General features: G+C 68.4%; 26 protein-coding genes and 2 tRNA genes. 16 read left to right on the top strand and 12 right to left on the bottom strand.

The window, feature by feature from the left end:
• Nucleotides 1-4 precede the first annotated feature (4 nt).
• Nucleotides 5-556, bottom strand: coding sequence for a MarR family winged helix-turn-helix transcriptional regulator (locus tag ACWPXK_RS00210; protein ID WP_454193987.1), 552 nt, complete (start codon nt 554-556; stop codon nt 5-7).
• A 113-nt stretch (nt 557-669) separates the two neighbouring features.
• Between ACWPXK_RS00210 and ACWPXK_RS00205 the strand changes: the two genes are divergently transcribed.
• Nucleotides 670-744: transfer RNA gene (locus ACWPXK_RS00205), tRNA-Cys, on the top strand.
• A 265-nt stretch (nt 745-1009) separates the two neighbouring features.
• Here ACWPXK_RS00205 and ACWPXK_RS00200 read toward each other — a convergent pair.
• The 5 genes from ACWPXK_RS00200 to ACWPXK_RS00180 form a co-directional block, all read right to left on the bottom strand.
• The gene (locus tag ACWPXK_RS00200; protein ID WP_454193986.1) at nt 1010-2062 is read right to left on the bottom strand and encodes an ABC transporter ATP-binding protein; all 1053 of its coding nucleotides are present in this window, start codon (nt 2060-2062) and stop codon (nt 1010-1012) included.
• Complete coding sequence (locus ACWPXK_RS00195) at nt 2059-3612, bottom strand: ABC transporter permease (RefSeq protein WP_454193985.1); 1554 nt, start codon at nt 3610-3612, stop codon at nt 2059-2061. The genes ACWPXK_RS00200 and ACWPXK_RS00195 overlap by 4 nt, the downstream gene beginning before the upstream one ends.
• Nucleotides 3613-3614: 2 nt before the next feature.
• The gene (locus ACWPXK_RS00190; protein WP_454193984.1) at nt 3615-4637 is read right to left on the bottom strand and encodes an iron ABC transporter substrate-binding protein; all 1023 of its coding nucleotides are present in this window, start codon (nt 4635-4637) and stop codon (nt 3615-3617) included.
• Between the two features lie 123 nt (nt 4638-4760).
• Complete coding sequence (locus ACWPXK_RS00185) at nt 4761-6182, bottom strand: metallophosphoesterase (protein WP_454193983.1); 1422 nt, start codon at nt 6180-6182, stop codon at nt 4761-4763.
• A gap of 240 nt (nt 6183-6422) precedes the next feature.
• Nucleotides 6423-6833, bottom strand: a complete 411-nt coding sequence (locus tag ACWPXK_RS00180; protein ID WP_454193982.1) for a nuclear transport factor 2 family protein — start codon at nt 6831-6833, stop codon at nt 6423-6425.
• A 148-nt stretch (nt 6834-6981) separates the two neighbouring features.
• Between ACWPXK_RS00180 and ACWPXK_RS00175 the strand changes: the two genes are divergently transcribed.
• Together ACWPXK_RS00175 and ACWPXK_RS00170 are read left to right on the top strand one after the other, a co-directional pair.
• Nucleotides 6982-7353 (top strand): hypothetical protein, encoded by a 372-nt coding sequence (locus ACWPXK_RS00175; protein ID WP_364325516.1) that lies wholly within the window; start codon nt 6982-6984, stop codon nt 7351-7353.
• A gap of 278 nt (nt 7354-7631) precedes the next feature.
• On the top strand, nt 7632-8318 hold the full coding sequence (locus ACWPXK_RS00170; protein WP_454193981.1) for a hypothetical protein: 687 nt from the start codon (nt 7632-7634) through the stop codon (nt 8316-8318).
• Nucleotides 8319-8418: 100 nt separating this feature from the next.
• Here ACWPXK_RS00170 and ACWPXK_RS00165 read toward each other — a convergent pair whose 3' ends face one another.
• Entirely contained in the window at nt 8419-9138 is a 720-nt protein-coding gene (locus ACWPXK_RS00165) for a L,D-transpeptidase family protein (RefSeq protein WP_454193980.1), read from the bottom strand.
• 410 nt (nt 9139-9548) lie between these two features.
• On the opposite strand from ACWPXK_RS00165, the gene ACWPXK_RS00160 reads away from it, so the two are divergent.
• On the top strand, nt 9549-10100 hold the full coding sequence (locus ACWPXK_RS00160; RefSeq protein ID WP_454193979.1) for a peptidoglycan recognition protein family protein: 552 nt from the start codon (nt 9549-9551) through the stop codon (nt 10098-10100).
• 79 nt (nt 10101-10179) lie between these two features.
• Here ACWPXK_RS00160 and ACWPXK_RS00155 read toward each other — a convergent pair whose 3' ends face one another.
• Both ACWPXK_RS00155 and ACWPXK_RS00150 read right to left on the bottom strand, forming a co-directional pair.
• Nucleotides 10180-10338, bottom strand: a complete 159-nt coding sequence (locus ACWPXK_RS00155; RefSeq protein WP_454193978.1) for a hypothetical protein — start codon at nt 10336-10338, stop codon at nt 10180-10182.
• The gene (locus ACWPXK_RS00150; protein ID WP_454193977.1) at nt 10335-10565 is read right to left on the bottom strand and encodes a hypothetical protein; all 231 of its coding nucleotides are present in this window, start codon (nt 10563-10565) and stop codon (nt 10335-10337) included. Before ACWPXK_RS00150 ends, ACWPXK_RS00155 begins: the two co-directional genes overlap by 4 nt.
• 143 nt (nt 10566-10708) lie before the next feature.
• Between ACWPXK_RS00150 and ACWPXK_RS00145 the strand changes: the two genes are divergently transcribed.
• The 3 genes from ACWPXK_RS00145 to ACWPXK_RS00135 all read left to right on the top strand — a co-directional run bounded on the left by ACWPXK_RS00145 (nt 10709) and on the right by ACWPXK_RS00135 (nt 11746).
• A complete protein-coding gene (locus ACWPXK_RS00145) occupies nt 10709-11311 on the top strand; it encodes a helix-turn-helix domain-containing protein (protein WP_454193976.1) in 603 nt (200 codons plus the stop codon).
• 2 nt (nt 11312-11313) lie between these two features.
• Nucleotides 11314-11466: a hypothetical protein gene (locus ACWPXK_RS00140; RefSeq protein ID WP_454193975.1), complete on the top strand. Its 153-nt coding sequence runs from the start codon at nt 11314-11316 to the stop codon at nt 11464-11466.
• A 73-nt stretch (nt 11467-11539) separates the two neighbouring features.
• The gene (locus tag ACWPXK_RS00135; RefSeq protein WP_454193974.1) at nt 11540-11746 is read left to right on the top strand and encodes a hypothetical protein; all 207 of its coding nucleotides are present in this window, start codon (nt 11540-11542) and stop codon (nt 11744-11746) included.
• Between the two features lie 145 nt (nt 11747-11891).
• Here the strand turns inward: ACWPXK_RS00135 and ACWPXK_RS00130 are convergent.
• The 3 genes from ACWPXK_RS00130 to ACWPXK_RS00120 form a co-directional block, all read right to left on the bottom strand.
• Nucleotides 11892-11964: transfer RNA gene (locus tag ACWPXK_RS00130), tRNA-Arg, on the bottom strand.
• Nucleotides 11965-12069: 105 nt separating this feature from the next.
• Nucleotides 12070-12777, bottom strand: coding sequence for a DUF305 domain-containing protein (locus tag ACWPXK_RS00125; protein WP_454195380.1), 708 nt, complete (start codon nt 12775-12777; stop codon nt 12070-12072).
• A gap of 170 nt (nt 12778-12947) precedes the next feature.
• A complete protein-coding gene (locus ACWPXK_RS00120) occupies nt 12948-13844 on the bottom strand; it encodes a DUF3105 domain-containing protein (RefSeq protein ID WP_454195379.1) in 897 nt (298 codons plus the stop codon).
• 92 nt (nt 13845-13936) lie between these two features.
• Here ACWPXK_RS00120 and argS point away from each other — a divergent pair, with 92 nt between their 5' ends.
• The 9 genes from argS (at nt 13937) to prmC (ending at nt 25952) form a co-directional block, all read left to right on the top strand.
• On the top strand, nt 13937-15595 hold the full coding sequence (gene argS / locus ACWPXK_RS00115) for an arginine--tRNA ligase (protein WP_454193973.1): 1659 nt from the start codon (nt 13937-13939) through the stop codon (nt 15593-15595).
• Between the two features lie 106 nt (nt 15596-15701).
• Nucleotides 15702-17123 (top strand): diaminopimelate decarboxylase, encoded by a 1422-nt coding sequence (gene lysA, locus ACWPXK_RS00110; RefSeq protein ID WP_454193972.1) that lies wholly within the window; start codon nt 15702-15704, stop codon nt 17121-17123.
• On the top strand, nt 17120-18475 hold the full coding sequence (locus ACWPXK_RS00105; protein WP_454193971.1) for a homoserine dehydrogenase: 1356 nt from the start codon (nt 17120-17122) through the stop codon (nt 18473-18475). The genes lysA and ACWPXK_RS00105 overlap by 4 nt, the downstream gene beginning before the upstream one ends.
• Nucleotides 18472-19587 carry a threonine synthase gene (gene thrC, locus ACWPXK_RS00100; protein ID WP_454193970.1) on the top strand — a complete coding sequence of 372 codons (1116 nt, stop codon included), beginning with the start codon at nt 18472-18474 and terminating at the stop codon, nt 19585-19587. Before ACWPXK_RS00105 ends, thrC begins: the two co-directional genes overlap by 4 nt.
• Before the next feature lie 94 nt (nt 19588-19681).
• On the top strand, nt 19682-20653 hold the full coding sequence (gene thrB, locus ACWPXK_RS00095; RefSeq protein ID WP_454195378.1) for a homoserine kinase: 972 nt from the start codon (nt 19682-19684) through the stop codon (nt 20651-20653).
• Nucleotides 20654-20981: 328 nt separating this feature from the next.
• Nucleotides 20982-23033, top strand: coding sequence for a transcription termination factor Rho (gene rho / locus ACWPXK_RS00090; RefSeq protein WP_454193969.1), 2052 nt, complete (start codon nt 20982-20984; stop codon nt 23031-23033).
• A 631-nt stretch (nt 23034-23664) separates the two neighbouring features.
• Nucleotides 23665-23895, top strand: a complete 231-nt coding sequence (rpmE, locus tag ACWPXK_RS00085) for a 50S ribosomal protein L31 (protein ID WP_011207583.1) — start codon at nt 23665-23667, stop codon at nt 23893-23895.
• Nucleotides 23896-23977: 82 nt separating this feature from the next.
• Nucleotides 23978-25048 carry a peptide chain release factor 1 gene (prfA, locus tag ACWPXK_RS00080; RefSeq protein WP_454193968.1) on the top strand — a complete coding sequence of 357 codons (1071 nt, stop codon included), beginning with the start codon at nt 23978-23980 and terminating at the stop codon, nt 25046-25048.
• A gap of 25 nt (nt 25049-25073) precedes the next feature.
• The gene (gene prmC, locus ACWPXK_RS00075; RefSeq protein WP_454193967.1) at nt 25074-25952 is read left to right on the top strand and encodes a peptide chain release factor N(5)-glutamine methyltransferase; all 879 of its coding nucleotides are present in this window, start codon (nt 25074-25076) and stop codon (nt 25950-25952) included.
• The last annotated feature ends 141 nt before the right edge of the window (nt 25953-26093 follow it).

Here is a 26093-nt window from a genome sequence, read left to right as displayed (position 1 = left end):
TCGCTTACTCCGCAGCGGTGGCCGACCAGCGCGCCGTTCCCTCCCCGGTATCGAAGTCGCCCGCGGCGTGGCGGAATTCGGCCAGCAGTTGCAGGAGCGTGTGCAGTCGGTCCGGCGGTAGCCCGGGAAGCGCGAAGACCTTCTCGTTGAGTTCCTTCGTCGCTTTCGCCACCAATTCTCTTCCCGCGTCCGTGATTTCGATCAAGGTAGCGCGCCGATCGCTGGGATGTGGTACGCGCTCGACCAGTTCCGCCGCCTCCAAGCGATCGACGGTGTTGGTCACGCTGGTGGGATGCACCTGCAAGCGCGCGCTGGCCTTCGCCATCGGCAGCGCGCCGGTTTTGCTGAAGCTGAGCAGCATCAGCAGTTCATAGCGCGAGAAGGTCAAACCGGTGGGTTTCAGTGCCTCGTCCACCCGCGCCATCACGATTTGCTGGGCGCGCACCAGCGAGGTCACCGCGGCCATGCCGTCGGCGACGTCGCCCCAGCCGTGGCCGACCCACTGGCGGTGGGCCTCCTCGATCGGGTCGAGCGGAAGCGGGCGTGGCCGAGACATATTTCGATCATTCCATGAGGCCGACCGCAGCCGGGGACATCCGACCAGCCTTCGGATCACCGTGAGCGCAATGGTGGGCCGCGCCGCCGGTCCCGGGCACTATCTAGGACGAGGCGGGCGTGGCTGAGTGGTTTAGGCAACGGTCTGCAAAGCCGTTTACGCGGGTTCAATTCCCGCCGCTCGCTCCAAGCATCCTCGGTGCTCGGCTCGGTGTACGCCACCGCCGAGCCGAGCATCTCGAGGAGCAGTGCCGAGCGGCACATGGTTGCGGCAGAACGCGAGAAGACCACTCCATCGCGTGCCGTGCGTGAGCGTGCCGCGGCTCGGCGCGAGCCACCGCCGAGCCGAGCGCCTCGAGGTGCGCCGCTGAGTGGCACATGGCTGCGGCGGAACGCGAGAAGACTTCTCCATGGTGTGCCACTCGTGTGCCTGTCGGGTGTGGTGGGCGTCGGTTCAGGCGGCGGCGGTCGGCTCGTTGTACGCCACCGCTGAGCCGAGCACCTCGAGGCGCACCCGCTGGCCGGTGGTGGGGGCGTCGACGCTGGCCCGGCGGACTCGCACAGGAGTGGCAGAACCGTCCAGGTCTATCGTCAGGATGACGTCTGCGCCGCGGAACTCGACGGCGCGGACCCGGCCGCTGTCGGGCTCGCCTTCCGAAACAGTCTGGGCCACAAGCTGTTCCGGTCGCAGCATGATGGTCACGGTTCCCGCCGGTGCGTTGCGCTGCACCGGGATCCGGCCGAGCGCGCACTTCGCCACGTCGGCTTCCACCACCGCGTCGAGCAGCACACAGTCGCCGAGGAAGCGGGCGGTGAACAGGTCCTTCGGTGTGCCGTAGACCTCCTCCGGCGTGCCGATCTGGGTGAAGCGTCCTTCGCGCATCACCGCGACCTGCTCGGCGAAGCTCAACGCCTCTTCCTGGTCGTGGGTCACCAGAATGCTGGTCATGCCCGCCGCGCGCAGGGTGTCGGCCACCGCCTGCCTGGTGGTCGCGCGCAGGCCCGCGTCGAGTGCGCTGAACGGCTCGTCCAGCAGCATCACGGCGGGCTTGCGGGCCAGCGCGCGGGCCAGGGCGACGCGCTGCTGCTGGCCGCCGGAGAGCTGGTGCGGTCGCCGGTCGGCATAGGACGGGTCCAGCGACACCATCTCCAGCAGTTCCCGCACCCGATGGTGGCTGCGGCGGCGCAGGCCGGGTAGCCCGTAGGCGATGTTCTGGCCCACGGTCAGGTGCGGGAACAGCGCGCCGTCCTGCGCGACGTAGCCGATGTTGCGTCGCTGTGGCGGCACCGAGAAGCATTCGCCGACAACGGTTTCCGATCCGATCGACACCGAACCCGCGTCCGGCGACTCGAACCCCGCGATGACCCGCAGCAGTGTGGTCTTACCGCACCCGGACGAGCCGACCACGGCGGTGGCGGTGTGGTCGGGCACATCGAGAGTGATCCCGCCGAGTACTCGGTTGTGTCCGAACGTCTTCGAGACGTCGGCGACGACAACGCGACTCATATCCCAGCCGCCTTCCGAGAGTGGGTGAACAGCAGATACGTCACCGGCACCGCGGTGGCGATCATGATCAGGGCGTACGGTGCGGCGGCCGCGTAGTCCAATTCGCCCGACAGCGCCCAGAACCGCATCGCCAGCGTGCGAGTTCCGTTGGGCGCCAGCAGCAGTGTCGCGGTCAGTTCGGTGGCCACCGCTACGAACACCAGCGCCGCCGCGGCGGCCGCGGCGGGTGCGGTGAGCCGCAGGGTGACCAGACAGAACGTGGCCGGTACCGACTTGCCCAGCGAGCGGGACGCCTCCTCCAAGCCGACCGGCACCTGCGCGAGCCCGGCCCGCACGCTGACCAGTGCCCTGGGCAGGAACAGCAGGACATACGCCGCGACCACCATGAACATCGTCTGATAGAGCGGCGGTGCCCATCGGATGGTCACGGTCACCATGGCCAGCGCGATCACGATGCCGGGCAGCGAGCTCGTGATGTAGTTCGCGCCCTCGACCAGCCGCGCGAACACCGAGGTGGAGCGTACCGCGATCCACGCGACCGGAAACGCGCACAGCGTGGTGAGCAGCGCGGCGAACGCGGCGAGTCCAACCGTCTGGCCCAGCGCGTTGCCGATCTCCGTGGCATCCCACACCGCCGTGCCGCCGATGCTCAACCAGCGCCCGATGGTCCAGAGCGGTACGCCGAGCGCTCCCGCGGTCACCGTGACCAACACGGCCAGGACCGGTATCGCGCCGATGCCCAATCGAACCCGGGCTGCGGCGCGTGGCGCCCCACCGCCGATCCGCGCGTAGCGGGCCCGGCCGCGCAGCCCGGCCTCGGCTCCGAGCAGCGCCAGGCAGCACAGCACGAGCACGCCCGCGAGCATGCTGCCCGCGGGCCCGGCGAAACTGGACTGGTACTGCTCGAAGATTGCCGTGGTGAACGTGTCGAATCGGACCATGACGAAGGCGCCGTATTCGGCGAGCAGGTGCAGTGCGATGAGCAGCCCACCGCCGAGGATGGCCAACCGCAACTGCGGCAGCACGATCCGCGCGAACACCGCCACCGGACCGGAGCCCAGCGCTCGCGCCGACTCCTCCACCGCTGGGTCCAAGCGCCGCAGCGTGGCCGCGGCGGGCAGGTACACCAGCGGGAAGTAGGACATCGTCGAGATCACCACGCCCGCCCCCAGGCCGTGCATGCCGGGGAAGACGCTGACCCACGCGTAGCTGTTGACGAACGCGGGCACCGCGAGCGGCGCCGCGAAAACCGGGCCCCACCACGATCTCCCCGGCACGTCGGTGCGCTCGACCACCCAAGCCAGCCCGACGCCGAGCGCCACGCAGACGGGTACGGTGCACACCACCAGCCCGAGCGTATTGCGCAGCAGCTCACCGACTCTGGGCCGGAACACCAACTCGGCCGCTTGCTCGAGACCGGTGGAGAAGACCGTCGAGACGATGTACCCGAGCGGCACGAACGTCGCCGCCACCAACAGCAGCGCGACGCCCGTGACGAGGGGCCCCGGCCTGCCGACCCGGGGCGCGGCGACAACGGTCCGCAGTGCCACGGCTACAGCAGACCCGCTTCGGTCATCAGCGCCGTGACTTTCTTCGAGTCGAGCTTCGACGGGTCGATCGCCGGGGCCTGCAAGTCGGCCAGCGGCGGCAGCGCCGGGTTGGCGGCCACGCCGCTGGCGATCGGGTACTCCAGCGACGTGCCGTCGCGCAGCACCTCTTGTCCGGCCTTACCGGTGATGAACGCCAGGAACTTCTGCGCCGCCTCCTGCTTCTTGCTCGACTTCAGCACGCCGCCGCCGGAGATGCTGACGAACGCGCCCGGGTCTTGGTTCTTGAAGTAGTGCAGCGCGGTATCGGCGCTGCTCTCCTTGGTTTTGGCCTGGTCGCGGTACCAGTAGTAGTGGTAGATGACGCCACCGTCGGGGCTACCGGAATTGACCGCCTTCATGGTGGCCACGTTGTTCGGGAAGGGCGTCGCGTTCTCCTTCATGCCCTTCAACCAGGCGCGGGTGGCGTCCTCGCCCTTCAGTGCGAGCAGGCCCGCGACGATGGCCTGGAAGTCGGCGCCGGACACGCCCGCGCCCCAGCGGCCCTTCCACTGCGGCTGCGCCAGATCGAGCAGCGAGGCGGGCAGCTGACCGGGCTGGACCTTGTTCTTGTTGTAGACGAACACCGTTGCGCGCGCCGCGATGCCGGTCCACTTGCCGCTGGAGGGACGGAACTGCGCGGGCACCTGATCCAGGGTCTGGGAGTTCACGTCGGCGAACAGGCCCGCGTTCTCCACCAGCGCCATGGCGGGCGAGTTCTCGGTCAGGAAGACGTCGGCGGGTGAGGCCGCGCCCTCGGCGACCAGCTGATTGCCCAGCGCGGTGTCGCCGCCCTGCCGCAACGTCACCTTGATGCCGGTTTCCTTGGTGAACGCGTCGGCCCACTCTTTGGTGAGGGATTCGTGCTGCGCGTTGTAGACGGTGATCTCGTTCGCGTCGTCCGAGGAATTCGAGCAGGCCGTCATGCCGAGTGCCGTCATCGCGACGGCCAGTCCAGCGGCAAACGTCTTCCATCTGACCGGCTTCATCCTCGTCCTTCCGATCGCATTCATGCCCCGTGCATATGTTGAGGCTTACCTAAGGAAGATACCGCCTCCGACGTGCGCGAACGGTCTCGGTCCCGCGGCGGATTCCCGGAATTCGTCCGCTTGTTACGTCAGCCCCGAGAAGTCGCGCAGCACAACATGATTGCGATCGGGACAGATGCCGAACGTGTAATCCGGCAGCAGTCCGAAATACTCGCCGCGGGTGAGGGCGCTCCAGCGCCGCGCGTCCTCGGTGCGGGTCTTGTAGAAGTTGACCATGTAACCGCCCTCGTAGAGGCGCAGCAGGCTGTAGCCGCCCGGATACTCCTTGATCGCGGCGACCTCCAGGAATTCCACCGCGCACGGCGCGTCCGGCCGGGTTCGCCGGTTGCGATGGGTGTGGCCGCTGTGGTGCAGGAAGACGCCGGGGCACCGGGCGTAGAGCGCCTGGAGTTCGGCACTGTCGCGTCCGTTGAGCACGAAGCCGGGCCCGGCGACGTTGGTGAACCCGGACTCCGCGGTGACGGGGTGGTGGCCGAACATCAGCGTCGGCCGGTCCGGGTCCGCGCCCAAGCGCTCGGCGAGCAGGTCGAATTGCGGGCGATCGATGGACCCACCCGCGCCCTCCAATTCGCTGGTGTCCAATCCCAACACCCGCAGGCCGCCGATCTCGTGTTCGATCAGTTGCTGGCGCGAGGAGAAGGCGTTGGCCCAGCAGTCGTGGTGCCCTGCGGGTGCGGCTGCGCACCGCGAGTATTCGGTCCCTCGGTGCGGCCGGTCGTGGTTGCCGCGCACGGCCAGGTAGTCCCGGCCGAGCGAGCCCCACGCGTCGAGCCGGGCGCGCACCGCGCGGGTTTCGAGCTCGGAGGCTTCGGCGGTGAGGTCGCCCGCGATCAACAGGTGCTCGGCTCCCCGGTCGGGGCGGCGCAGGTCGTCCAGCATCGCGGCCAGCATCACCTCGGGGTAGGGCGCAAAGCCGGGGTCCTGCCGGAAACCCGGCGGCAGTTCGCCGACGATCAGACCGCTGACCTGCTCGCCGTAGTGCACATCGTTGGCCAGGGCGATGGTGCGTAGTCGGCGGCCGGGCGGCGGCACGAGCGTGGTGAACTCGCCGCGTGCTTCCGGCGCCGCCGGACCGGATGTCGTGAGCGAGAGCGCGGGCGTCGCGCGAAGCCCCGCCGACCACGCCTCGAATCGGTAGGTGCGGCCCGGTTCGAGACCATCGATCTCGGCATAGTGGAACGGTGTCGGACGGTCGTCGGCGTATACCGGCGCTGGTCCGCGCGGGGAATCCGCGGGGCCGATGCGCACCTGTGTGTCGGCGTCCACCGGGATCAATCGCCCGGCCGAGTCGGGCGCGAGGGTGGTCCAGGTGAGGATCACCGAGGTGTCGGTGATCGTGACCACCTCGAGATCCGTGGCGACGAGTGGATTCCGCTGCGCCCGAGCCGTTTTCGCATGACCAGCGAGGGGGAACAGTGCGGCGAGGCCGAGCGCCCCGAGTACGGTCCTGCGGGTCGGCCCGCAGCAGCTCATCCGTGCGTGCATCGGGTCAGCGCGTGCCCTGCGCGGAGCAGACCTTCCACTTGCCGTCTTCTTCCTTCAGCTGCTCGGTCCTGACTGGCCGCTCGCCGGGAACCGCTCGATGGTGAGCGTGCCGGTGACGTCGGCGGTATCCCGACGCCAGGAACGTTACGGCAACTGGCGTGCCCGGCAGATCGCAAACCGACCGGCGGGACCGTTCGCGAGCTTACGGAAGCAGAAGCGAACGGATCCGCGTGGGCGTGCTCAGGCGTCGGACTCCGCGAGCGCGTCATACCAGCGTGCGGTGTCGGTGTACTGGTGCAGCCGCGTGATGCGGCCGTCGTCGTCCACCTGCCACAGGTGCACGAACTCGGCGTCGTACTCGCGACCGGTGACGCGGGCGGCGCCGCGATAGTGACCGGTCACCACGACGGTGCCGTCGGTGGTCTCGTGCCAGGTCTCGTCGTACGGCGCGGTGTCGAACTCCCGGGCGACCGCGCCCCAGATCCTGGTCATAGCCTCGAGCGGGCCGTGGAAGGTGCCGCCCGCGCCGCACGGCATGCCCGGCGCGGTTTGCGCCAGGAACTCCGGATGCAGCAAGGCCAGGATCGAGGGCCCGTCGCCCGCCTGGGTCGCCGCGTAGAAACCCTTGACGACCTCGAACTTCGATGACATGCGGGACTCCTTCTAATATGTTCGTTCTAGAACGATCATATTAGAAGCGTGCCCGTGCGAAGACCAGCGTCTGTGGTAGCCGTCATGCCGTCGGATTCGAGGCCGGGTTGCCTGGTGCTTGCCACGCGATGGCGGCTACCATTCGAACATGGGTTCGACAAGCGATGACGTGCCGCGAACCGAGGGCACGGAACCGGAGCTGGTCTACCCGAACAGGACCGGCCACTACTACCGGACGCTGACCTACCCGCCGCGCCCGGTCTGGGTCCGGCTGGACGCGATCCTGGTCCGCGACCCGGGCACCCCGCGGCATGTGAACGGCGCGGGCGTGATCATGCGCGGCGAGCGCCCGGGAACCCTCACGCATTGGCTGCCCACCGTCGACGGCGACTGGATGGGCCGCGTCACCTACAGCATCCAGTTCGCCGACGGGCGCCCGGATCTGCATGTGCGGGACCAGCTGGTCCCCGCCTACGCTCTGCGCCCGCGCCGCGGCCCGTCCGCAAATTCGCAGCTGTAACTTCGTATCAGGCGTACAAGACCTTCCTGTACAGCGACTTTCACCGATCGGCTCGATCCTCCCATGCAGCATCGGGCCAGCCACACAACAGCCGGTCGCACGCAACCGCTGATTTCGTAAGAACATGGGTAACTCGTCGGGTACGCCCAGAAATGGAGCGGCACCTACGCAGGACCTGAACGAAAATCCTGCGTCACCCGACTGGTACGGCCTGAAGACCCAGAGAGGCGGGGGAGCTTGAATCGCGGCGAGGCGGGGGAGCTGATACGTTGCCCGGCATGGGATTTCAGTTGCCGCATCCCGAGGTGCTGTGGGCGCGCGTGACCGTCTTGGACGTGATCACCTCCGCGACCCACGCCGACCAGCGGGCTGCGAGCGGGGAGGAGATCGGGCAGACGGCCAGAGTGGCAGGTGGCCGGCTGCTCAACGACGACGGCGAGGGCAATTGGTACTCGCTGGTCAGATATCCCGGCGAGCGTGCGCTCCTATTCGGCAGGGACGAGGACAACGAGGTCGCGGGGACCGCCTACGATCCGCTGGCCGCGGCGCCCGCCTGGGTGCGCACGGTGGATCCGGCGACGAATCTGCCCGGCGGGGTCGACGGTCCGGTCACCTTCGTGCGCTGGTGGGAATTCGGTCGCTGGCAGCACACGCCGACCGATCTCGACGACGGTCTGGAGATGAGCCTCAGCGCCGCCGCCGACCGGGAAAGTTTCACCGGCAGCGTCATGAGCGCCGCGATCCACGCGAAATGGGTGGAGATGGACTACGAGGCGGGCAAGCTGACCGCTCTCACCGTCGACCCCACCGCCTTGAACGCGCTGTGCGACGCCACCGAAAACGGCACCCTCACCAAAGCCCACCTCTACTTCCTCCAGCCGGGCCTGACCGCGCCCGCGTTCAGCTACCTCTCCGCCGCGGGCGTCCTGAGCGCCACCGACAAGCCGACCGCACCTCTGCCGTGATCGTCGAACCGTAGACGGCACCCGACCACTCCGACGAAGGGCTCCCGGTTTCCGGGAGCCCTTCTCTCGTCGCGCCCCACGCTCGAGGCGGGGCCTGGTCTCAGGTCGCGTACATGCCGATGACCGGCTTCCTCGACGGTTCGAGTGTGGTCAGCAGTGTCCGCATGACATCGGCGCCGACCGCGACGCATCCCGCGGTCGGCTTGCCCGCCTCGACGTGGACGAAGAAGGCCGAGCCCTGCTTCGGCACGACGGGGAAGCGGTTGTAGTCGATGACCAGTGCGTGGTTGTACTGCGGCTCGGTTCGTCCGAGGTTCTCGCTGAGACTCGTGTCGAACGGGCAGTCACCCTCGGCGCATTGATATTTCTGGTTGTACAGCGGGCTCTCCGTGTCGGACACCCACCACCAGGTGTTCGACGGGTCCACCGACAGGTAGGGAAGCTCGGCGCCCACGTCGGGTAGCCGCCCGAAGCTCTCCGTCAACGCGAAGGTGCCCTCCGGCGTATATGCCGCGCCTTCTCTGGCCTCCTTCGAAATACCTTCCGCGCCGACCCACGCGGGTGCCGCGAGCGTGCGTTCCCACTGCCGAAGCCGGTTGCGCTGCCAGAACTCGAGCGTCCCCCGATTGGCGCCCGCGGGTGCCGTCACCCACACGACCTGCGTTCCCGGAACCGCGTCCGTGTCGAACGGCGGTCGGTCGCCGGTGATCTCGGGCAACAGCACGATCCCGAGTAGTGCGACCACCACCGCGACGGTCGCGACGACAACCGCGACCGTCCACCTCCGTGCTGGCCTGTTTCCGGTTCCTTTGTCTCCCAACGCTGTTCACGCTCCTGTGAGATGGGGTAGGTCGGGCGCATGATGCCCCGTTCCGGCGTATGGTGGCGGGCCTGTCCGCTCTGGGGTGAAGAGTGGGCTGCGCCGATCACGCAGTGACACCGTAGGCGCTCCGGCGGGACGCGGGAACCAGTGCTGGCCAGCAGCCAGTTCGCCCGGAAGCGGAGTCCTGGCCACACGTGACGCTAATAGCGTTGTGGTGCAATGGAATCAGATCCCGACCCCGATGGTATGCTCACCGGACTGAGTCACTGGCTCCAGCAACTTCACGATCAGCACGGGGGGCGTGCAGCTGATCATCATCACCGAGCCGCCCGGATTCTCCCGAACCGCTGTCATGGTTGTGTGGCGCCCGCGAACCCGAATCAGCCATTCCGATAGGAGATAAGCCCGTGGGCAACCAACTCGAGGCAGACGTGACGATCCTGTCTCCCAGCGACGGCGGTCCGCGCGACCCGCACTCTTGCTCGCTCATCATCGTGCACACCAACGAGGGCCCGGCCGACGGCTCGCTCGAGGGACTGCTCAACTACCTCGCCCAGCCGGAGGTGGGGGCGTCGTACACGATCGTCGTCGGTGCCGACGGCCGCATCGGGCGCAGCAACGATGACGACTACATCCCTTGGGCCGCGGGCTCTCCCGCCAACGAGCGCGGACTGCACCTGTGTTTCCTCGGCTACGCGCGGCAGCCCCGCGACGAATGGCTCTCGCGTCCGGCTCAGCTGGACGCCGGCGCCCGCGTTCTGCGCGACTGGTCCGACCGCTACGGCATTCCGCTCGTGAAACTCAATGGCGACCAGATGCGCGCAGGAGAGTCCGGCGTCGGCGGCCACGGCGACACCGTTGAGGCCTGGCACGCCACCGATCACTCCGACCCTGGTGAAGGGTTCCCGTGGGATGTCCTGTTGGCCAAGGCAATGGAATCGACACCGGCGACAACATGATCCCGCGCCAGGCTCGCAAGCTCGACGAAATGCGCAGCTGTGAGGTTGGCGGACCCGGGACCCGTGCACAAGGGGCTGATCAGCGCGTCCGACGACGTTCTTCTTCCACCCGGCGCTTGATGTCCTCCACCGACCTGCCCTTCGGTATCCGTTCCGGCCAGTAGATCGTCCCGACGAGCACACCCAAGGGCAGGCCGATTGCAACCGCGATGCCGACCTCGATCCATCCGTCGCTCATTCCGCGAATCGCCTGCCCTTGGTGGCCCACGCCGAGCGTCCACGTGGAGTGATAGACCAGCGGGCGGAATGCGGTGCAGCCATGATCAGGCCCCGCGATTCCAACTGACCTATCGCCCGCCGGGTGCTCCATGCGGTGAGCTGGGCTTGGCGTTGAATCTGGGTGACGGTGAGCGTTCCACCCGGCGTGAGGACGGCCAGTATCGCCCACTCCGTCGATGTTCCCATTTCTGTCCCCCTTGGGGTCGAATCTGTCCAGACAAATCTGTCCCGTAAGGAGACATTAGAGCACCTTTGCCCGGTCTGTGGGACACTTTCGGGGGTATGCTGGACAGAACCGTCAGGACAGAACCGTACGAAGATCGGACAGTATGGGCAGCATCAGCGACAACATGCGCAACCGGCGGCTGGCCATCGGTCAGACCAAGGCGGGACTCGCGCGCATCCTCGGCACCAGCGACAAGCAGATCGGCCGATGGGAAGACGGCACGGCTCCTCCGTCCGAAGCGCTGGTCAACATCGCGCAGGCGCTGAACTTCTCGGTGGCCGAACTGCTGGGGATCGCTCCGATCGGCCTCGACCTATCCGGTGAGTGGTACGCCACCTGGGATACCTCCCGCGACGGCCTGCCGACCCTCAACCGCCACGGTCTCACCGCTACGCACGCGGGCGAATTCGTCTACCTCGACGCGGACGGGGACTACGACTGGCGTGCCGATCTGCGCCTGAGCGACTCCAAGCTGACCGGCACCTACCAAGCCGTGAGCGACCAACGACAGGAACGTGGCGCTTTGTACTTCGTCCTCAACCACGAAGGCGACGCCGCGATCGGTCGGTGGACCGGGCAGTGGACGGACGGAATCCTCGGCGGTGGCTTCGGCGCGATGGCACGGGACGCCGACAGAGCCGACCGATTGATCAAGTGGCTCATGGAACACGACGGGCCGATCACCGAATTCCCCAGGGAGGCATGAGAATGGCCAGCGACAACGAAGCGTACTTCGCCGCGATCAAGGAGGCTCACATCGGTAGTTGCGACTCCGGCCGGGCGTTCAACGAGGACGAGTACGCCGCGTGGTCGGCTGCGTTGACAGGTGCTCGAAAGGACGGCACCGACGCCGAACGCTGAGGCTAGGCGATACCTAATCGCTCTCGGGCAGCCATGTTTGTCGGGCACGAGTTCCCATGGAGTATCGCGGCACTTGCTGCGGCAGGGCGTGGAAGCCTCGCGCGGCACGCCGCACACCCATGTCGGGATGTTCCGGGGTGCGGTTCGCGCGCATCGCGCCGCCAGCCCGGCCGCGCATGCGGATCTCGTCTACCAGCCACGGGGAAGCTTCGATGAGGGATTTATCCCCGACGGTCTGCGCTCCGAGCCGCATCTGATCCGCGCGTTCCGGATCAGGTGAGTTCTCGGCCTCCCACGCCGGATCGGTCACGAGGCGCAAGCAGGCGGCGATGACTTGGGCGACGATGTGTCCTCGAGGCGAGCTGAGGTCGTCGACGAGAAAGGCCCCTACCGGCGATCAAGCTGGCAGGGGCCTTTGTCGTGGGTGCCCTCGGCAGGATTCGAACCTGCGGCCTTCTGCTCCGGAGGCAGACGCTCTATCCCCTGAGCTACGAGGGCGGGATAGGGCTCGGTCGGGGCCGGATGGCGGTCCGATCGGGCTGGGTCAGCCTATCGTATCGACCGCCGTCCGCCAAAAAGCGCGTCGGGGGGCGTGGTTTCGGGTCAGCTCGCGGGGAGGGGAGTGGCACCGCGTGCGGTGAGCATCGTGGTGATCAGTGCGGATTCGCCGCGTTGGGTTTTGGCCATGGTGTCGGCGAGGGTGCGCACCGCGGTGGTTTCGGCGTGCTGGGCGGCGTAGTCGATCATCGGCAGGCCACCCTCGTGGTGGCGCAGCATCAGCTGCAGGAACTTCGTGTCGAGTGCGGGTCCGGTGGCCTGACGCAGCGCGGCGAGTTCGGTGGGCGTAGCCATGCCGGGCATGGCGGCCACCGGGCCGGAATGGTGCGGCGAACTCGGCTCGGAATGGTCGTGGCCGCCCATCGGTTCGGTCATCCAGCCCATGTACCCGTCCACGCCCTGCGCGGGTTCGCCCCACAGCTGCAGCCAGCCCTGCATGCGGCCGATCTGGCTCTGCTGCGTGGTGAGGATGTCGTAGGCGAGGCGGCGTACCTCGGTGTCGGTGGAGCGAACCAGCACCACGCCCGCCATTTCCACCGCTTGGGCGTGATGCGCCGACATGTCCTGACTGAAGCCCACGTCGACGGGTCCTGGATCCGGCTCGGTGGAACTGTCCAGCGGAATCCGCACCAGCACGCCGATCGCGAAGCCGATCAGCATGGCGCCGATGGTGCCCAGGATCACCAGCGCGGTGCGCTGGCGGCGGAACTGCCCGCCGAGACAGGATTCGGTCTCGGCGTTGTCCGGGACCAGGTCGGCGGATGCCTTGTCGGTGGGCGTTGCCGCCCCGTGCCCGGGTCCGGTCTCGACGTTGTTCTGGACCTTGTCGGTGGGCGTCTTATCGGTGGACGGCTTGTCGGTGGGCGTTGCCGCCCCGTGCTCGGGTCCGGTCTCGGCGTTGTCCGAGATGTCGTCGGCGGGCACTACTGCCCCGTACCCGGCGCGGGCTGGGTCGGCGCCGGTACGCCTGGCACGCCAGGGAGACCGGGCACGCCCGGCACTCCCGGCAGCCCGCCGGGCATGCCGCCGACCTCGGACGGGTCGGGTGTCAAGCCCTTGCCGTCCATCGGCACCGCATCTGGTCCTGGCGGTGTCGGGTCGAACGGCGGCGGGTTGTCGGTGTCGAAGACGATCGTCGAGCAGTCCGCGCCGACCTCCGGGTAGGTGTAGGAGTTCAACCGCAGCGCGGTGATGAACTGGCCGACGCGCTTGTCGTCGGCGCTGTCCAGCTTCAACTGATGCCCCCAGGACTGCAGCGACACCGCCGAATCCTGACCCGGGTAGGGCGACATCATCGTGTACGGCTTGCCTTCGACCTTCGCCTTCAGCGTCTCGATGCCGTCGGCGTTCACCTTGTCGGGGTTATAGGTGATCCACACAGCGCCGTGTTCGAGTGAGTGCACCGCGTTCTCCACCCGGATCGGCTTGTTGTAGACCACGCCGGTGCAGGTCGCCCAGGACTGGTCGTGCGGACCCCCGAACGGCGGCGCCTGGTCGTAGGCGACCCGCTGGTTCCCGGCAATGTGCAGGCCTGCGGGGTACTCCTTCTTCACCACGCCCGCGATCCCCTCGGAGGGATCTTTCCGCTGCGCGCTGGGTGTGTACTTGTCCAGCTCGGCCTTCTCCTGGTATTTGGGGACCAGGTTGTAGGCCAGGGCGCCGATCAATGCGATGATGACTACGGCCGCGCCGATGGCCAGCCAGGGAATCTGGCGATTCTTCTTCGGAAGTTGCCCTTGTTTGCCCCGCTTGCGGGGAGCCGACAACTTCGCCGCGGCCTTGGCGGCCTTGGCCGATTTGGCGCTGGGACTGTTCGGCATCGCTCGTTGTGCTCTTTCGACGTGGTGGATCCGCTGGCTGCGCAGTGCCCACCCCGTGGTGTACACCCGCCAAGACCATAGGATAGAGACTCGTGACTCCAGCTGACCTTGCAGATCTCCTTCGCGCCACCGCGGCGAAGGTGCTTGTCGAACGTGGACTGGACCCTGCGGTCCTGCCCGACGAGGTCATCGTGGAGCGTCCCCGTAACCCGGAACACGGCGACTATGCCACGAATGTCGCGATGCAGGTGGCCAAGCGCGCCGGAACCAAGCCGCGCGAGCTGGCGACCTGGCTGGCCGACGCGCTGGCCGACGCGGACGGCGTCGCCGCCGCCGAGGTCGCCGGGCCCGGCTTCCTGAACATCCGCCTCGCCGCCTCCGCGCAGGGCGCGATCATCGAGCGGGTGCTCGCCGCCGGCGCCGCGTACGGCACCGCGGACACGCTGAAGGGCACCCGGATCAACCTCGAATTCGTCTCGGCCAACCCCACCGGCCCGGTGCATCTCGGCGGCACCCGCTGGGCCTCGGTAGGCGACGCGCTCGGCCGCATCCTGGCCGCGCAGGGCGCCGACGTGGTGCGCGAGTACTACTTCAACGACCACGGCGCGCAGATCGATCGGTTCGCCGCCTCGCTGGTCGCGGCCGCGACGGGCGCGCCGACCCCGGACAACGGATACGCGGGCGCCTATATCGCCGAAATCGCCGACAAGATCGTGACCGCGCACCCCGACGCGCTGAGCAAGCCGGAGGCCGAGCGCCTGGAACTGTTCCGCGCCGAGGGCGTCGAGCTGATGTTCGCGCACATCAAGGAGTCGCTGCACGAGTTCGGCACCGACTTCGACGTCTACTTCAACGAGAGCTCGCTGTTCGCCTCCGGCGCGGTCGAGCAGGCGGTGGAGAAGCTGAAGAGCTCCGGCGACCTGTACGAGAAGGACGGCGCCTGGTGGATCGCCAGCTCCGAATACGGGGACGACCAGGACCGGGTGGTCATCAAGAGCGACGGCAAGGCCGCCTACATCGCCGGTGACATCGCCTATTTCCAGAACAAGCGCTCGCGCGGCTTCGATCTGTGCATCTACATGCTCGGCGCCGACCATCACGGCTACATCGGCAGGCTGAAGGCCGCGGCGGCCGCGTTCGGCGACGACCCGGCCACCGTCGAGGTGCTGATCGGGCAGATGGTGAACCTGCTGCGCGACGGCGTCGCGGTGCGGATGAGCAAGCGCGCAGGCACCGTGGTGACGCTCGACGACCTGGTCGAGGCGATCGGGGTGGACGCGGCGCGGTACTCGCTGGTGCGCTCGTCGGTGAACTCGAGCATCGACATCGACTTGAATCTGTGGGCCAGCCAGAGCAACGAGAACCCGGTCTACTACGTGCAATACGCGCACGCGCGCACCGCCTCCATCGCGCGGAACGCCGCCGAGTTCGAGTACGACTCCGTCACCCCGGATCTCGCACTGCTGTCGGCCGACGAGGAAGGCGAGCTGATCCGCACCCTGGGTGAGTACCCGCGCGTCGTGGCCAGCGCGGCGAGCCTGCGGGAACCGCACCGGGTGGCCCGCTATCTGGAGGAGATGGCCGGCGCCTACCACCGTTTCCAGACCAACAAGAACCTGCGCGTCCTGCCGCTGGGCGACGAGCCCGTCTCGCCGACGAACGCCGCCCGCCTTGCCCTGGTCAACGCCACGCGTCAGGTCCTGGCCAACGGCCTCGGCCTGCTCGGCGTCAGTGCGCCGGAGCGCATGTGACCGCGCACCGGACCAGAGTGAGGAAGGAAACTTCATTGAGCGAGCGAGCCATCGACACAGCCGCCTGCGCGGTCATGCCGGAGCCGAGCGGCAGCGAGGCGCAAGCATGAGTGCGCACCCCGCCGGGCCCCGGCACGCCGAGATCCCGCATGCGCCCAATCTGCCGGAACGTCCGAGCGACCCGGAACAGATGATCGATCTGCCCGCGAACGTCTGGCCGCGCAACGCCGTTCGCGACGCCGACGGCGTGGTCCGGCTGGCCGGCGTGCCGGTGGACGAGCTGGCCGCTCGGTTCGGCACTCCGCTGTTCGTGGTCGACGAGGACGACTTCCGTTCCCGCTGCCGCGACATGGTCCGCGCCTTCGGGGCGAACGCACGCGTCCACTACGCGTCCAAGGCGTTCCTGTGCGGTGAGATCGCGCGCTGGATCCGGGACGAGGACCTGTCGCTGGACGTGTGCTCCGGCGGCGAACTCGCCGTGGCGTTGCACGCGGGTTTCCCGGCCGAGCGAATCGCGTTGCACGGCAACAACAAATCGGTAGCCGAGCTGGAGGCAGCGGTGTCCGCCGGCGTCGGCCACATCGTGGTCGACTCGCTGATCGAGATCGAGCGCCTGGAAGCCGTCGCCGGCCTCGCCGGCGTGGTGCAGGACGTGCTGGTCCGGGTCACGGTCGGCGTGGAAGCCCATACCCACGAATACATCTCGACCGCGCACGAGGACCAGAAGTTCGGTTTCTCGATCGCGGGCGGCGACGCCATGGAGGCGCTGGCGCGCGTCTTCGACGCCGACAACCTGCGTCTGGTCGGCCTGCACAGTCACATCGGCTCGCAGATCTTCGAGATCGACGGATTCGAGATCGCCGCGCGGCGCATGCTCGGCCTGCTGCGCGAGGCCATCGACAAGTTCGGCATCGAGCGCACCGCCCAGATCTCCACGCTGGATCTCGGTGGCGGACTTGGTATTTCGTATCTGCCGTCGGACGACCCGCCGCCGCTGGACGAGTTCGCCGCGAAGCTGCGTGAGCTGGTCGCCGCCGAGGCCGAACGCGCGGGCCTGCCCGTGCCGGTGATCGCGGTGGAGCCGGGCCGCGCCATCGCGGGCCCCGGCACGGTGACGCTGTACGAGGTGGGCACCATCAAGGACGTCTCGCTGGACGGCGGCCTGCGCAGGCGCTACGTCAGCGTCGACGGCGGCATGAGCGACAACATCCGTCCCGCGCTGTATCAGGCCGACTACGACTGCCGTCTGGTCTCGCGCTCGTCGCAGGCCGGGCCGGTGGTCGCGCGTGTAGTCGGAAAGCATTGCGAGAGTGGCGATATCGTCATTCGCGATACCTGGCTGCCCGCCGATGTCGGTCCCGGTGACCTGGTCGCCGTCGCCGCCACCGGCGCGTACTGCTATTCGATGTCCAGCCGGTACAACCAGTTGACCCGCCCCGCGGTCGTCGCGGTGCGGGACGGACAGCCGCGTCTGATCCTGCGCCGGGAGACGGTGGCGGACCTGCTCAGCCTGGAGGTGGAAGCGTGACGGCGAACGCGAAGAACGGCGTCTGGGGCACCGATCGCCCGATCGGGGTCGCGGTCCTCGGCATGGGCAATGTCGGCACCGAGGTCGTGCGCATCCTGCGCGAGCACACCGAGGACCTGCGTGCCCGCGTCGGCGCCCCGGTGGTGCTACGCGGCGTGGCCGTGCGCAGCCTCGGCACCGACCGCGGCATTCCGGCGGACCTGCTGACCACCGACGCCGACGCTCTCGTCGCCCGCGAGGATGTCGATCTGGTCGTCGAGGTGATCGGCGGCATTGATCCGCCGCGCCGGCTGATCCTGGCCGCGCTGAACGCGGGCAAATCCGTGGTGACCGCGAACAAGGCGCTGCTGGCCGACTACACCGGCGAACTCGCCGCGGCCGCCGAACGCAACCGCGCCGACCTGTACTTCGAGGCCGCTGTCGCGGGCGCCATCCCGGTGGTGCGCCCGCTGATCCAGTCCCTGGCCGGGGACCGGGTGAACCGGGTGGTCGGCATCGTCAACGGCACCACCAACTTCATCCTCTCCGCGATGGACGAGACCGGCGCCGACTACTCGGCCACGCTGGCCGAGGCCACCCGGCTCGGGTACGCGGAGGCCGACCCGACCGCCGACGTGGAGGGCTACGACGCCGCGGCCAAGGCCGCGATCCTCGCCTCGCTGGCGTTCCACACCAGGGTCACCGCCGCCGACGTGTATCGCGAGGGCATCTCGCGGATCTCCGCGGAGGATCTGGAGACCGCCTCGGCGCTGGATTGCACCGTCAAGCTGCTGGCCATCTGCGAGCGCGTGGACGCGGGCCCCGGCGAGCCCGGCCCGGACGAGGGCGGCAAGGAGCGCGTCTCGGTGCGCGTCTACCCGGCGCTCATCCCGCGCAAGCATCCGCTGGCCGCGGTGACCGGCGCCTTCAACGCGGTCGTCGTCGAGGCGGAGAACGCCGGGCGGCTGATGTTCTACGGGCAGGGCGCAGGCGGTGCTCCCACCGCCTCCGCGGTACTCGGCGATCTGGTGATGGCGGCACGCAACAAGTTCTACGGGGGTCGCGCTCCCGGCGAATCGGTTTATGCTGAGCTACCGATCGCGCCGATCGGCGATACGCCCACCCGCTATCACGTGAACCTGCAGGTCGAGGACCGTCCTGGGGTCTTGGAAAAAGTGGCGGGCGAATTCGCCAAGCACGAGGTGAGCATCTCGACCGTCCGTCAAGAAGGGCACGGCTCGGGTGCGCGCCTGGTCGTGGTGACCCACCACGCAACGGAGTCGGCGCTCGCGGACACCGTCGCCGCACTGGCGGAAATGGCATCCGTCACATCCGTGACCAGCGTTCTGAGATTGGAAGGCACCGAAGAATGACCACAGTGTCGCCGGGTGGGCGTACGACTGGCGTCGCACCCCAGGCAGGAGTGCACTCCCGCTGGCCGGGCCTGATCGCGGCTTACCGCGATCGGCTCGCGGGCGCAGCCGACTGGGAGCCGGTCACGCTCTACGAGGGCGGAACGCCGCTGGTGCCCGCGCCGCACCTGTCCGAGCTGACCGGGTGCGAGGTGTACCTGAAGGTCGAGGGCCTGAACCCGACCGGGTCGTTCAAGGACCGCGGTATGACCATGGCGATGACCGACGCCAAGTACCGCGGCCAGAAAGCGGTGCTGTGCGCGTCCACCGGCAATACCTCGGCATCCGCCGCGGCGTACGCCACCCGCGCCGGCATGAGCTGCGCGGTGCTGATCCCGCAGGGCAAGATCGCGATGGGCAAGCTGGCCCAAGCGGTCATGCTCGGCGCGAAGATCATCCAGGTGCAGGGCAATTTCGACGACTGCCTGGAGCTCGCCCGCAAGGTCACCGCCGATTTCCCCAGCATCGGCCTGGTGAACTCGGTGAACCCCGCGCGCATCGAGGGGCAGAAGACCGCGGCCTTCGAGATCTGCGACGTGCTCGGCAAGGCGCCGGACGTGCACGCGCTTCCGGTCGGCAACGCAGGCAACATCACTGCCTACTGGCGCGGCTACCGCGAGTACTACGCCGACGGTGTCACCGGTCAGCTGCCGCGCATGCTCGGCGTGCAGGCCGCGGGCGCGGCGCCGCTGGTCAACGGGGCGCCGGTGAAGGACCCGGAGACCATCGCGACCGCCATCCGGATCGGCGCGCCGGCCTCGTGGAACGGTGCCGTCGAGGCCAAGGAACAGTCCGGCGGAGTGTTCCGCGCCGCCACCGACGAGGCGATCCTCGAGGCATATCACCTGGTCGCGGCCACCGAAGGCGTGTTCGTCGAGCCCGCGTCGGCCGCCAGCGTCGCCGGTGTGCTCGCCGCGCGCAAGGAAGGCTGGCTGGATGCCGGGCTCACCGTGGTGTGCACCGTCACCGGTAACGGCCTCAAGGATCCCGACACGGCGCTGTCGGGGATGCCGCAGGTCCAGGCGATTCCGGTCGACCCGGTCGCGGTCGCCGCCGAACTCGAGCTGGCCTGAGTTGAGTTCGCGCGACAGCCAGCTCATGAGCGGTAGCGAGCGAATCATCGACACAGCGCGCACCGCGCATGCCGGAGCCGGGCGAGGCGCGGGTGTGAGCGCGACGCTGCCCGCTGGCCTCACCGTGACCGCGCGGGTACCCGCGTCGACCGCGAACCTCGGGCCAGGGTTCGACTCGCTCGGAATGGCATTGGGTCTTTATGACGAGATCGAAGTGCGCACCACCGATTCCGGACTCACCATCCGGGTCGAGGGTGAGGGCGCCGACGATGTGCCTTGGGGCCCTTCGCATCTCGTGGTCCGCGCGATCGAGCGCGGCCTGGAATCGGCGGGCGTGTGGGCCGACGGGCTCGATGTGGTGTGCCGCAACGTGATTCCGCATGCGCGCGGGCTCGGCTCGTCGGCTTCCGCGGTGGTCGGTGGACTGGCCGCCGGCTGTGCCCTCGCGGCGAAGCTGGACCCGGCGCTGGCCACGCCGGCCGATCAATTGGTCCAGCTGGCCTCGGAATTCGAAGGTCACCCGGACAACGCGGCGGCCAGCGTGCTCGGCGGAATCGTGGTCTCGTGGACCGAGGCCGAGACCGAGCTCGCCGCCGACGCGGGCCGCGATGTCACGCCCGAGACGGAGTACCACGGTCGCGTCTACCGCGCGGTGCGGCTCGAGGCGCATCCCGCGCTGCGACCGGTCGTGCTGATTCCCGAGGAGCGCTCGTCCACCGCGCACACCCGCGGCCTGCTGCCCGAGGTCGTGCCGCACGGCGACGCCGCCTTCAATGTCAGCCGCGCCGCGCTCGCGGTGGTCGCGCTGACCCAGCGCCCCGACCTGTTGATGCCGGCTACCGCGGACCGCCTGCACCAGCCCCAGCGTGCCCCCGCGCTACCGCTGACCACATCCTGGATCGCGCGTCTGCGGGCGGCGGGGATCGCGGCCACCGTCTCCGGCGCCGGACCGACCATCCTGGCCTTGAGTACCAGCGAATTCCCCGCGGAACTCCGCGAACTCGCGGCCACCGACGGCCTGCGTGTGGTGGAGCCTGGACTCGCCGAAGGCGTCCAGGTCGACTGACGGCGAGTCTGCCTTGCCGAGATTCGCAATGGGCAGCTATCCTGGGCAAGTCCGTACATCGTGCGCATCAGACGCCGGTGCTTCATCAGGGCAATCGCTCCAGCAGGCTCCAGGCTCGAGCCTCCAGGCCATGGGGGTGCTGCGTAGCTGCGCAACTGGAATGATCACTCCCCACCTTTCGCCAATGGTGGAGAAGCCGCCGGTCCGGCGGGGCAGGTGATACGGCACATAGCGCCCGGACGGACGCATCCCAGTCCGGCAGAATGCCCGGGCTGCGGGACGAACCCTCGAAACAGCACACGGCGATCGAGGGAAGGAAAGGATTTCCGTGACAGATACGGACCTGCTCGCGACACCCGGCGTGGAATCGAACCCGACGGGCGACCGCGAAAGTGAATCCGGACAGATTTCGAAGATGAGCGAACACACCGACGTCGCACGATCGGGGCTGACTGGAATGTTGTTGCCGCAGTTGCGCGCCCTCGCGGGGGAACTCGGAATCCGAGGTACCTCCGGAATGCGCAAGGGCGATCTGATCGCCGCCATCAAGGAAAATCAGTCCGCCGGGAAACCGGCGAAGGTGGAAAAGCCCGCCAAAGGCGAGGCGAAGTCCGCGGTGACCGCCAAGTCCGATGCCCCGGCGAAGGCCGATTCCGCGGCCGATTCCGCGCCCGCATCGGCTCCGGTCGCGTCGGCGCCGGCGAAGGCCGAGCAGGCGACCCTCGACGTGACGCCCGCGGCTTCGGCCCCGGCCACCGAGGCTCCCGCCCCGGCGAAGACCGCGCACGCCGATTCCGCGCCCGCGGCCGACTCTGCGCCCGCCTCCGCGACCGAAACCACCGAGGAGTCCGGCCGCGAGAGTGGCCAGCGTGGCCGCGGTCGGCAGCGGCGCGGTCGTGACCAGGCGCGATCCGGCGGCGAGAGCGCGCCCGGCGAAACGCGTGGTGACGAGGCGAGGCAGGACGCCGAACAGGGCGGCGAGCGTCGCCGGGAGCGCGGCGAGCGTGGCCAGGGCGAGCGTGGCCAGGGCGAGCGTGGCCAGGGCGAGCGCGGCGAGCGTGGCCAAGGCGAGCGCGGCCAGGGCCAGAGCCAGAACGGCAGCGCGGCGGGCCGCGGCGGTGACGATGAGGAAGGCGGTCGCGGTCGGCGCGGACGCCGCTTCCGGGAGCGTCGTCGTGGTCGCGACCGCGAGAGCGGTGGCGGCGAGACGCGCGAGCTGGAGATCCGCGAGGACGACGTGCTCCAGCCGGTCGCGGGCATCCTCGACGTGCTGGACAACTACGCCTTCGTGCGCACCTCCGGCTACCTGGCCGGGCCGAACGACGTCTACGTCTCGATGAACCTGGTTCGCAAGAACGGTCTGCGCCGCGGTGACGCGATCACCGGCGCCGTGCGCGCCCCGCGTGACGGCGAACAGGCCAACCAGCGCCAGAAGTTCGATCCGCTGGTGCGGCTGGACACGGTCAACGGCGGTGAGGTCGAGGCCGCGAAGCGCCGCCCCGAGTTCGGCAAGCTCACCCCGCTGTACCCGAACCAGCGGTTGCGGCTGGAGACCCAGCCGAACAAGCTGACCACCCGGGTCATCGACTTGATCATGCCGATCGGCAAGGGGCAGCGCGCGCTGATCGTATCGCCGCCGAAGGCCGGTAAGACCACGATCCTGCAGGATCTGGCGAACGCGATCGCGACCAACAACCCGGAGTGCTACCTGATGGTGGTGCTGGTCGACGAGCGTCCCGAAGAGGTCACCGACATGCAGCGTTCGGTGCGCGGTGAGGTCATCTCCTCGACCTTCGACCGTCCGCCGTCGGACCACACCTCGGTCGCCGAACTCGCCATCGAGCGCGCCAAGCGTTTGGTGGAGATGGGCAAGGACGTCGTCGTGCTGCTGGACTCGATCACCCGGCTCGGCCGCGCGTACAACAACTCCTCACCCGCCTCGGGCCGGATCCTTTCCGGTGGTGTCGATTCCACCGCGCTGTACCCGCCCAAGCGGTTCCTCGGCGCGGCGCGCAACATCGAGAACGGCGGATCGCTCACCATCATCGCCACCGCGATGGTGGAGACCGGTTCGACCGGTGACACGGTGATCTTCGAGGAGTTCAAAGGCACCGGTAACGCCGAACTCAAGTTGGACCGCAAGATCGCGGAGCGGCGGGTGTTCCCCGCGGTGGACGTCAACCCGTCCGGTACCCGCAAGGACGAGCTACTGCTCAGCCCCGACGAGGCGGCGGTACTGCACAAGCTGCGCCGCGTACTGTCCGGCCTTGACTCGCACCAGGCGATCGATCTGCTGATCGACCGTCTGAAGAAGTCCAAGAACAACCTCGAGTTCCTCATGCAGGTGAGCAAGACCGCGCCGGGCGCGCTGGACGAGTAGCGCGTAGAACCGAGTTGTCGCCATGGCAACGGCCGAAAGGGTCCCGCCCGTGCGGGACCCTTTCGGCGTTCCCGGGGCGAAGAAGGCCAGGCCGATCACGGCCGCGCCGCTGATCAGGAAACCGAGGATGAGCGCGCAGGTCGCGTCTCCGGGACCCGGCGTGGCGGTCCGGACGTACACGGCGTTCGCGGGGGCAGGATAGTTCGTGGTTTCGGGGAGTGCGCACCAGCCGACGGCCGCGGTGAGGATCAGGAGAACGAAAATCGCGGACGCGATCCGGATTGCCACGCGGGTCTCCTTCCTGCCGCCGAACGGCGATGTGCACCAGGTCTGCAACTCTATGAACGGATCTGTTCGCATTCCTGAGTAGCGGACTACCCGACTTCAGCGTCTCGAAGGCGGCGAGGATTCGCGCGCCCGAATTTTCAGGGGCGCAAACGATCGGGGGGAATACCCAGGGCGGGAACAAACCACTCGCCAGGGGCGTTTTGGGAGCGTAACGGCAGTTCTGGCATACTGAACGGTCGTTGCGTCTGCTCACGTGAGCAGACCTCCCGCCTAGTCGGTTCCGGTTCACGCTCGTCGCGAATTCGCGTCGGCGACCCGGCGGCCACATCTCGAGAGGACATCCATGAAGGCAGGAATTCACCCGGCGTATGTCGACACCACGGTCGTCTGTGGTTGCGGCAACACCTTCCAGACTCGCAGCACCAAGGAGTCGGGGCACATCACCGTCGAGGTCTGCTCGCAGTGCCACCCGTTCTACACCGGCAAGCAGAAGATCCTCGACACCGGTGGCCGCGTGGCCCGCTTCGAGGCCCGCTACGGCAAGCGTGCCGGCAAGAAGGCCGACGCCAAGTAGCTTCCTCGCCGACGCCCGGTCCTGCTGCGCAGGCCGGGCGTCGGTGTTTTTGTATGGACAGGTACCAGGAGAAGGAAGCACCGTGACGCAACCGTCCGCCATCGATGACGTTCTGGCCGAGTACGCCGGCTTGGAGACGCAGCTGGCCGATCCGTCGCTGCACAACGATGCGGGCGCCGCGCGCCGGGTCGGCAAGCGGTTCGCCGAGCTGGCTCCGGTCATGGCCACGTACCGCAAGCTGGAGGCGGCGCGCGACGATCTGTCCGCCGCCGAGGAACTCGCCGCCGACGATGCCGCCTTCGCCGCCGAGATCCCCGGCCTGGAACAACAGGTCCAGGAACTGGAACAGGCCCTCGCCGACCTGCTGGCCCCGCGCGACCCGCACGACGGCGACGACGTCGTGCTCGAGGTGAAGTCCGGGGAGGGCGGCGAGGAGTCCGCCTTGTTCGCCGCCGACTTGGCCCGCATGTACGTGCGCTACGCCGAGCGCCACGGCTGGAAGGTCGAGATTCTCGACGCCACGCTGTCGGATCTGGGCGGCTACAAAGAGGCCACGTTGTCGATCAAGAGCCGGGACGCCGCGCGCGACGGCGTGTGGTCGCGATTCAAGTTCGAAGGCGGTGTGCACCGGGTGCAGCGCGTCCCGGTGACCGAATCGCAGGGACGCATCCACACGTCGGCGGCGGGCGTGCTGATCTACCCGGAGCCCGACGAAATCGAAGAGGTGCAGATCGACGAGTCCGATCTGCGGATCGACGTCTATCGCTCCTCCGGCAAGGGCGGTCAGGGCGTCAACACCACCGACTCCGCGGTACGCATCACCCATCTGCCCTCCGGCATCGTGGTCACCTGCCAGAACGAGCGGTCCCAGTTGCAGAACAAGGCCCGCGCCATGCAGGTGCTCGCGGCCCGGTTGCAAGCGCTGGCCGAGGAGCAGGCCGACCAGGAGGCGGCCGCGGGCCGGGCGAGCCAGATCCGCACCGTGGACCGCTCCGAGCGGATTCGCACCTACAACTTCCCGGAGAACCGGATCACCGACCATCGCATCGGCTTCAAGGCACACAACCTCGACGCCGTGCTCGACGGCGATCTCGACGCGCTGCTGGATGCCCTGGGCAAGGCGGATCGCGAAGCGCGTATGGCCGCGGAATGATCGCGTTTCGGGCAGAGTCAGTGCCATGTCCACCACCCGAGTAGCGCTGCGCCCCGCCATCAACGACGCCATCGAGACGTTGCGGACGGCCGGGGTACACAGTCCGCGGGCCGACGCCGAGCATTTGGCGGCGCACGTTCTCGGCGTGGAACGCACCAGGCTCGCACTGACCCCGCTCGTGCCGCCCGGCAAGCTGGCCGAGTACCGCGAGCTGGTCGATCGCCGTGCCCAGCGGATTCCGTTGCAGCACTTGACCGGAACGGCCGTGATGGGTGCGCTCGATCTCGCGGTGGGACCAGGCGTCTTCGTGCCGCGCCCGGAGACCGAGCTGCTGTTCGCGTGGGCCCTGGCGCAGCTGGAGGCCCTGCCGCACGATCACGCCCCGATCGTCGTCGACCTGTGCACCGGATCGGGCGCGCTGGCCCTCGCCATCGCGCACGCTCGCCCCGACGCCGACGTGCACGCGATCGAGCTCGATCCCGCGGCGCTGGTCTGGGCGCGCCGCAACGCCGACGACCGCATCGCGGCGGGTGACACACCGATCACGCTCTACGCCGACGACGCCACCGACCCCACGTTGCTCACCAACCTCGACGGCCGCGTGGACGTCGTGGTCTCCAACCCGCCCTACATCCCGGAGGGCGCCCGCCTCGACCCCGAGGTGGCCGAGCACGACCCGCCGATCGCCCTGTTCGGCGGCCCGGACGGTTTGTCGGTCATCCGCGGCATGATCCCGAACATCACCCGCCTGCTGCGCCCAGGCGGCGGCGTCGCCATCGAACACGACGACACCAACGGTTCCGCCCTGGCCGCACTGCTGGCAGAGCACGGGGAATTCACCGACATCGTCGAACACCCCGACCTTGCAGGGAAACCACGCTTCGTCGCCGCCACTCGCACTTGACCCCCGACCCCGTTCGCCAGGTGCCGCACCCAGTCGATCAGGCGGGTGATGTCTTCTATCAGGACGTGAAGTTCAAGCGGCAAGAGTGCTCACCAGCTAGCCGCTCTCGGAACCGTGCACCATCAACCCGCTCGCCCCTGG

The organism is Nocardia sp. Marseille-Q1738, from assembly GCF_965283145.1.
The sequence above is the reverse complement of the archived record's forward strand: the minus strand, read 5'-3'. Positions and strand labels throughout refer to the sequence as shown.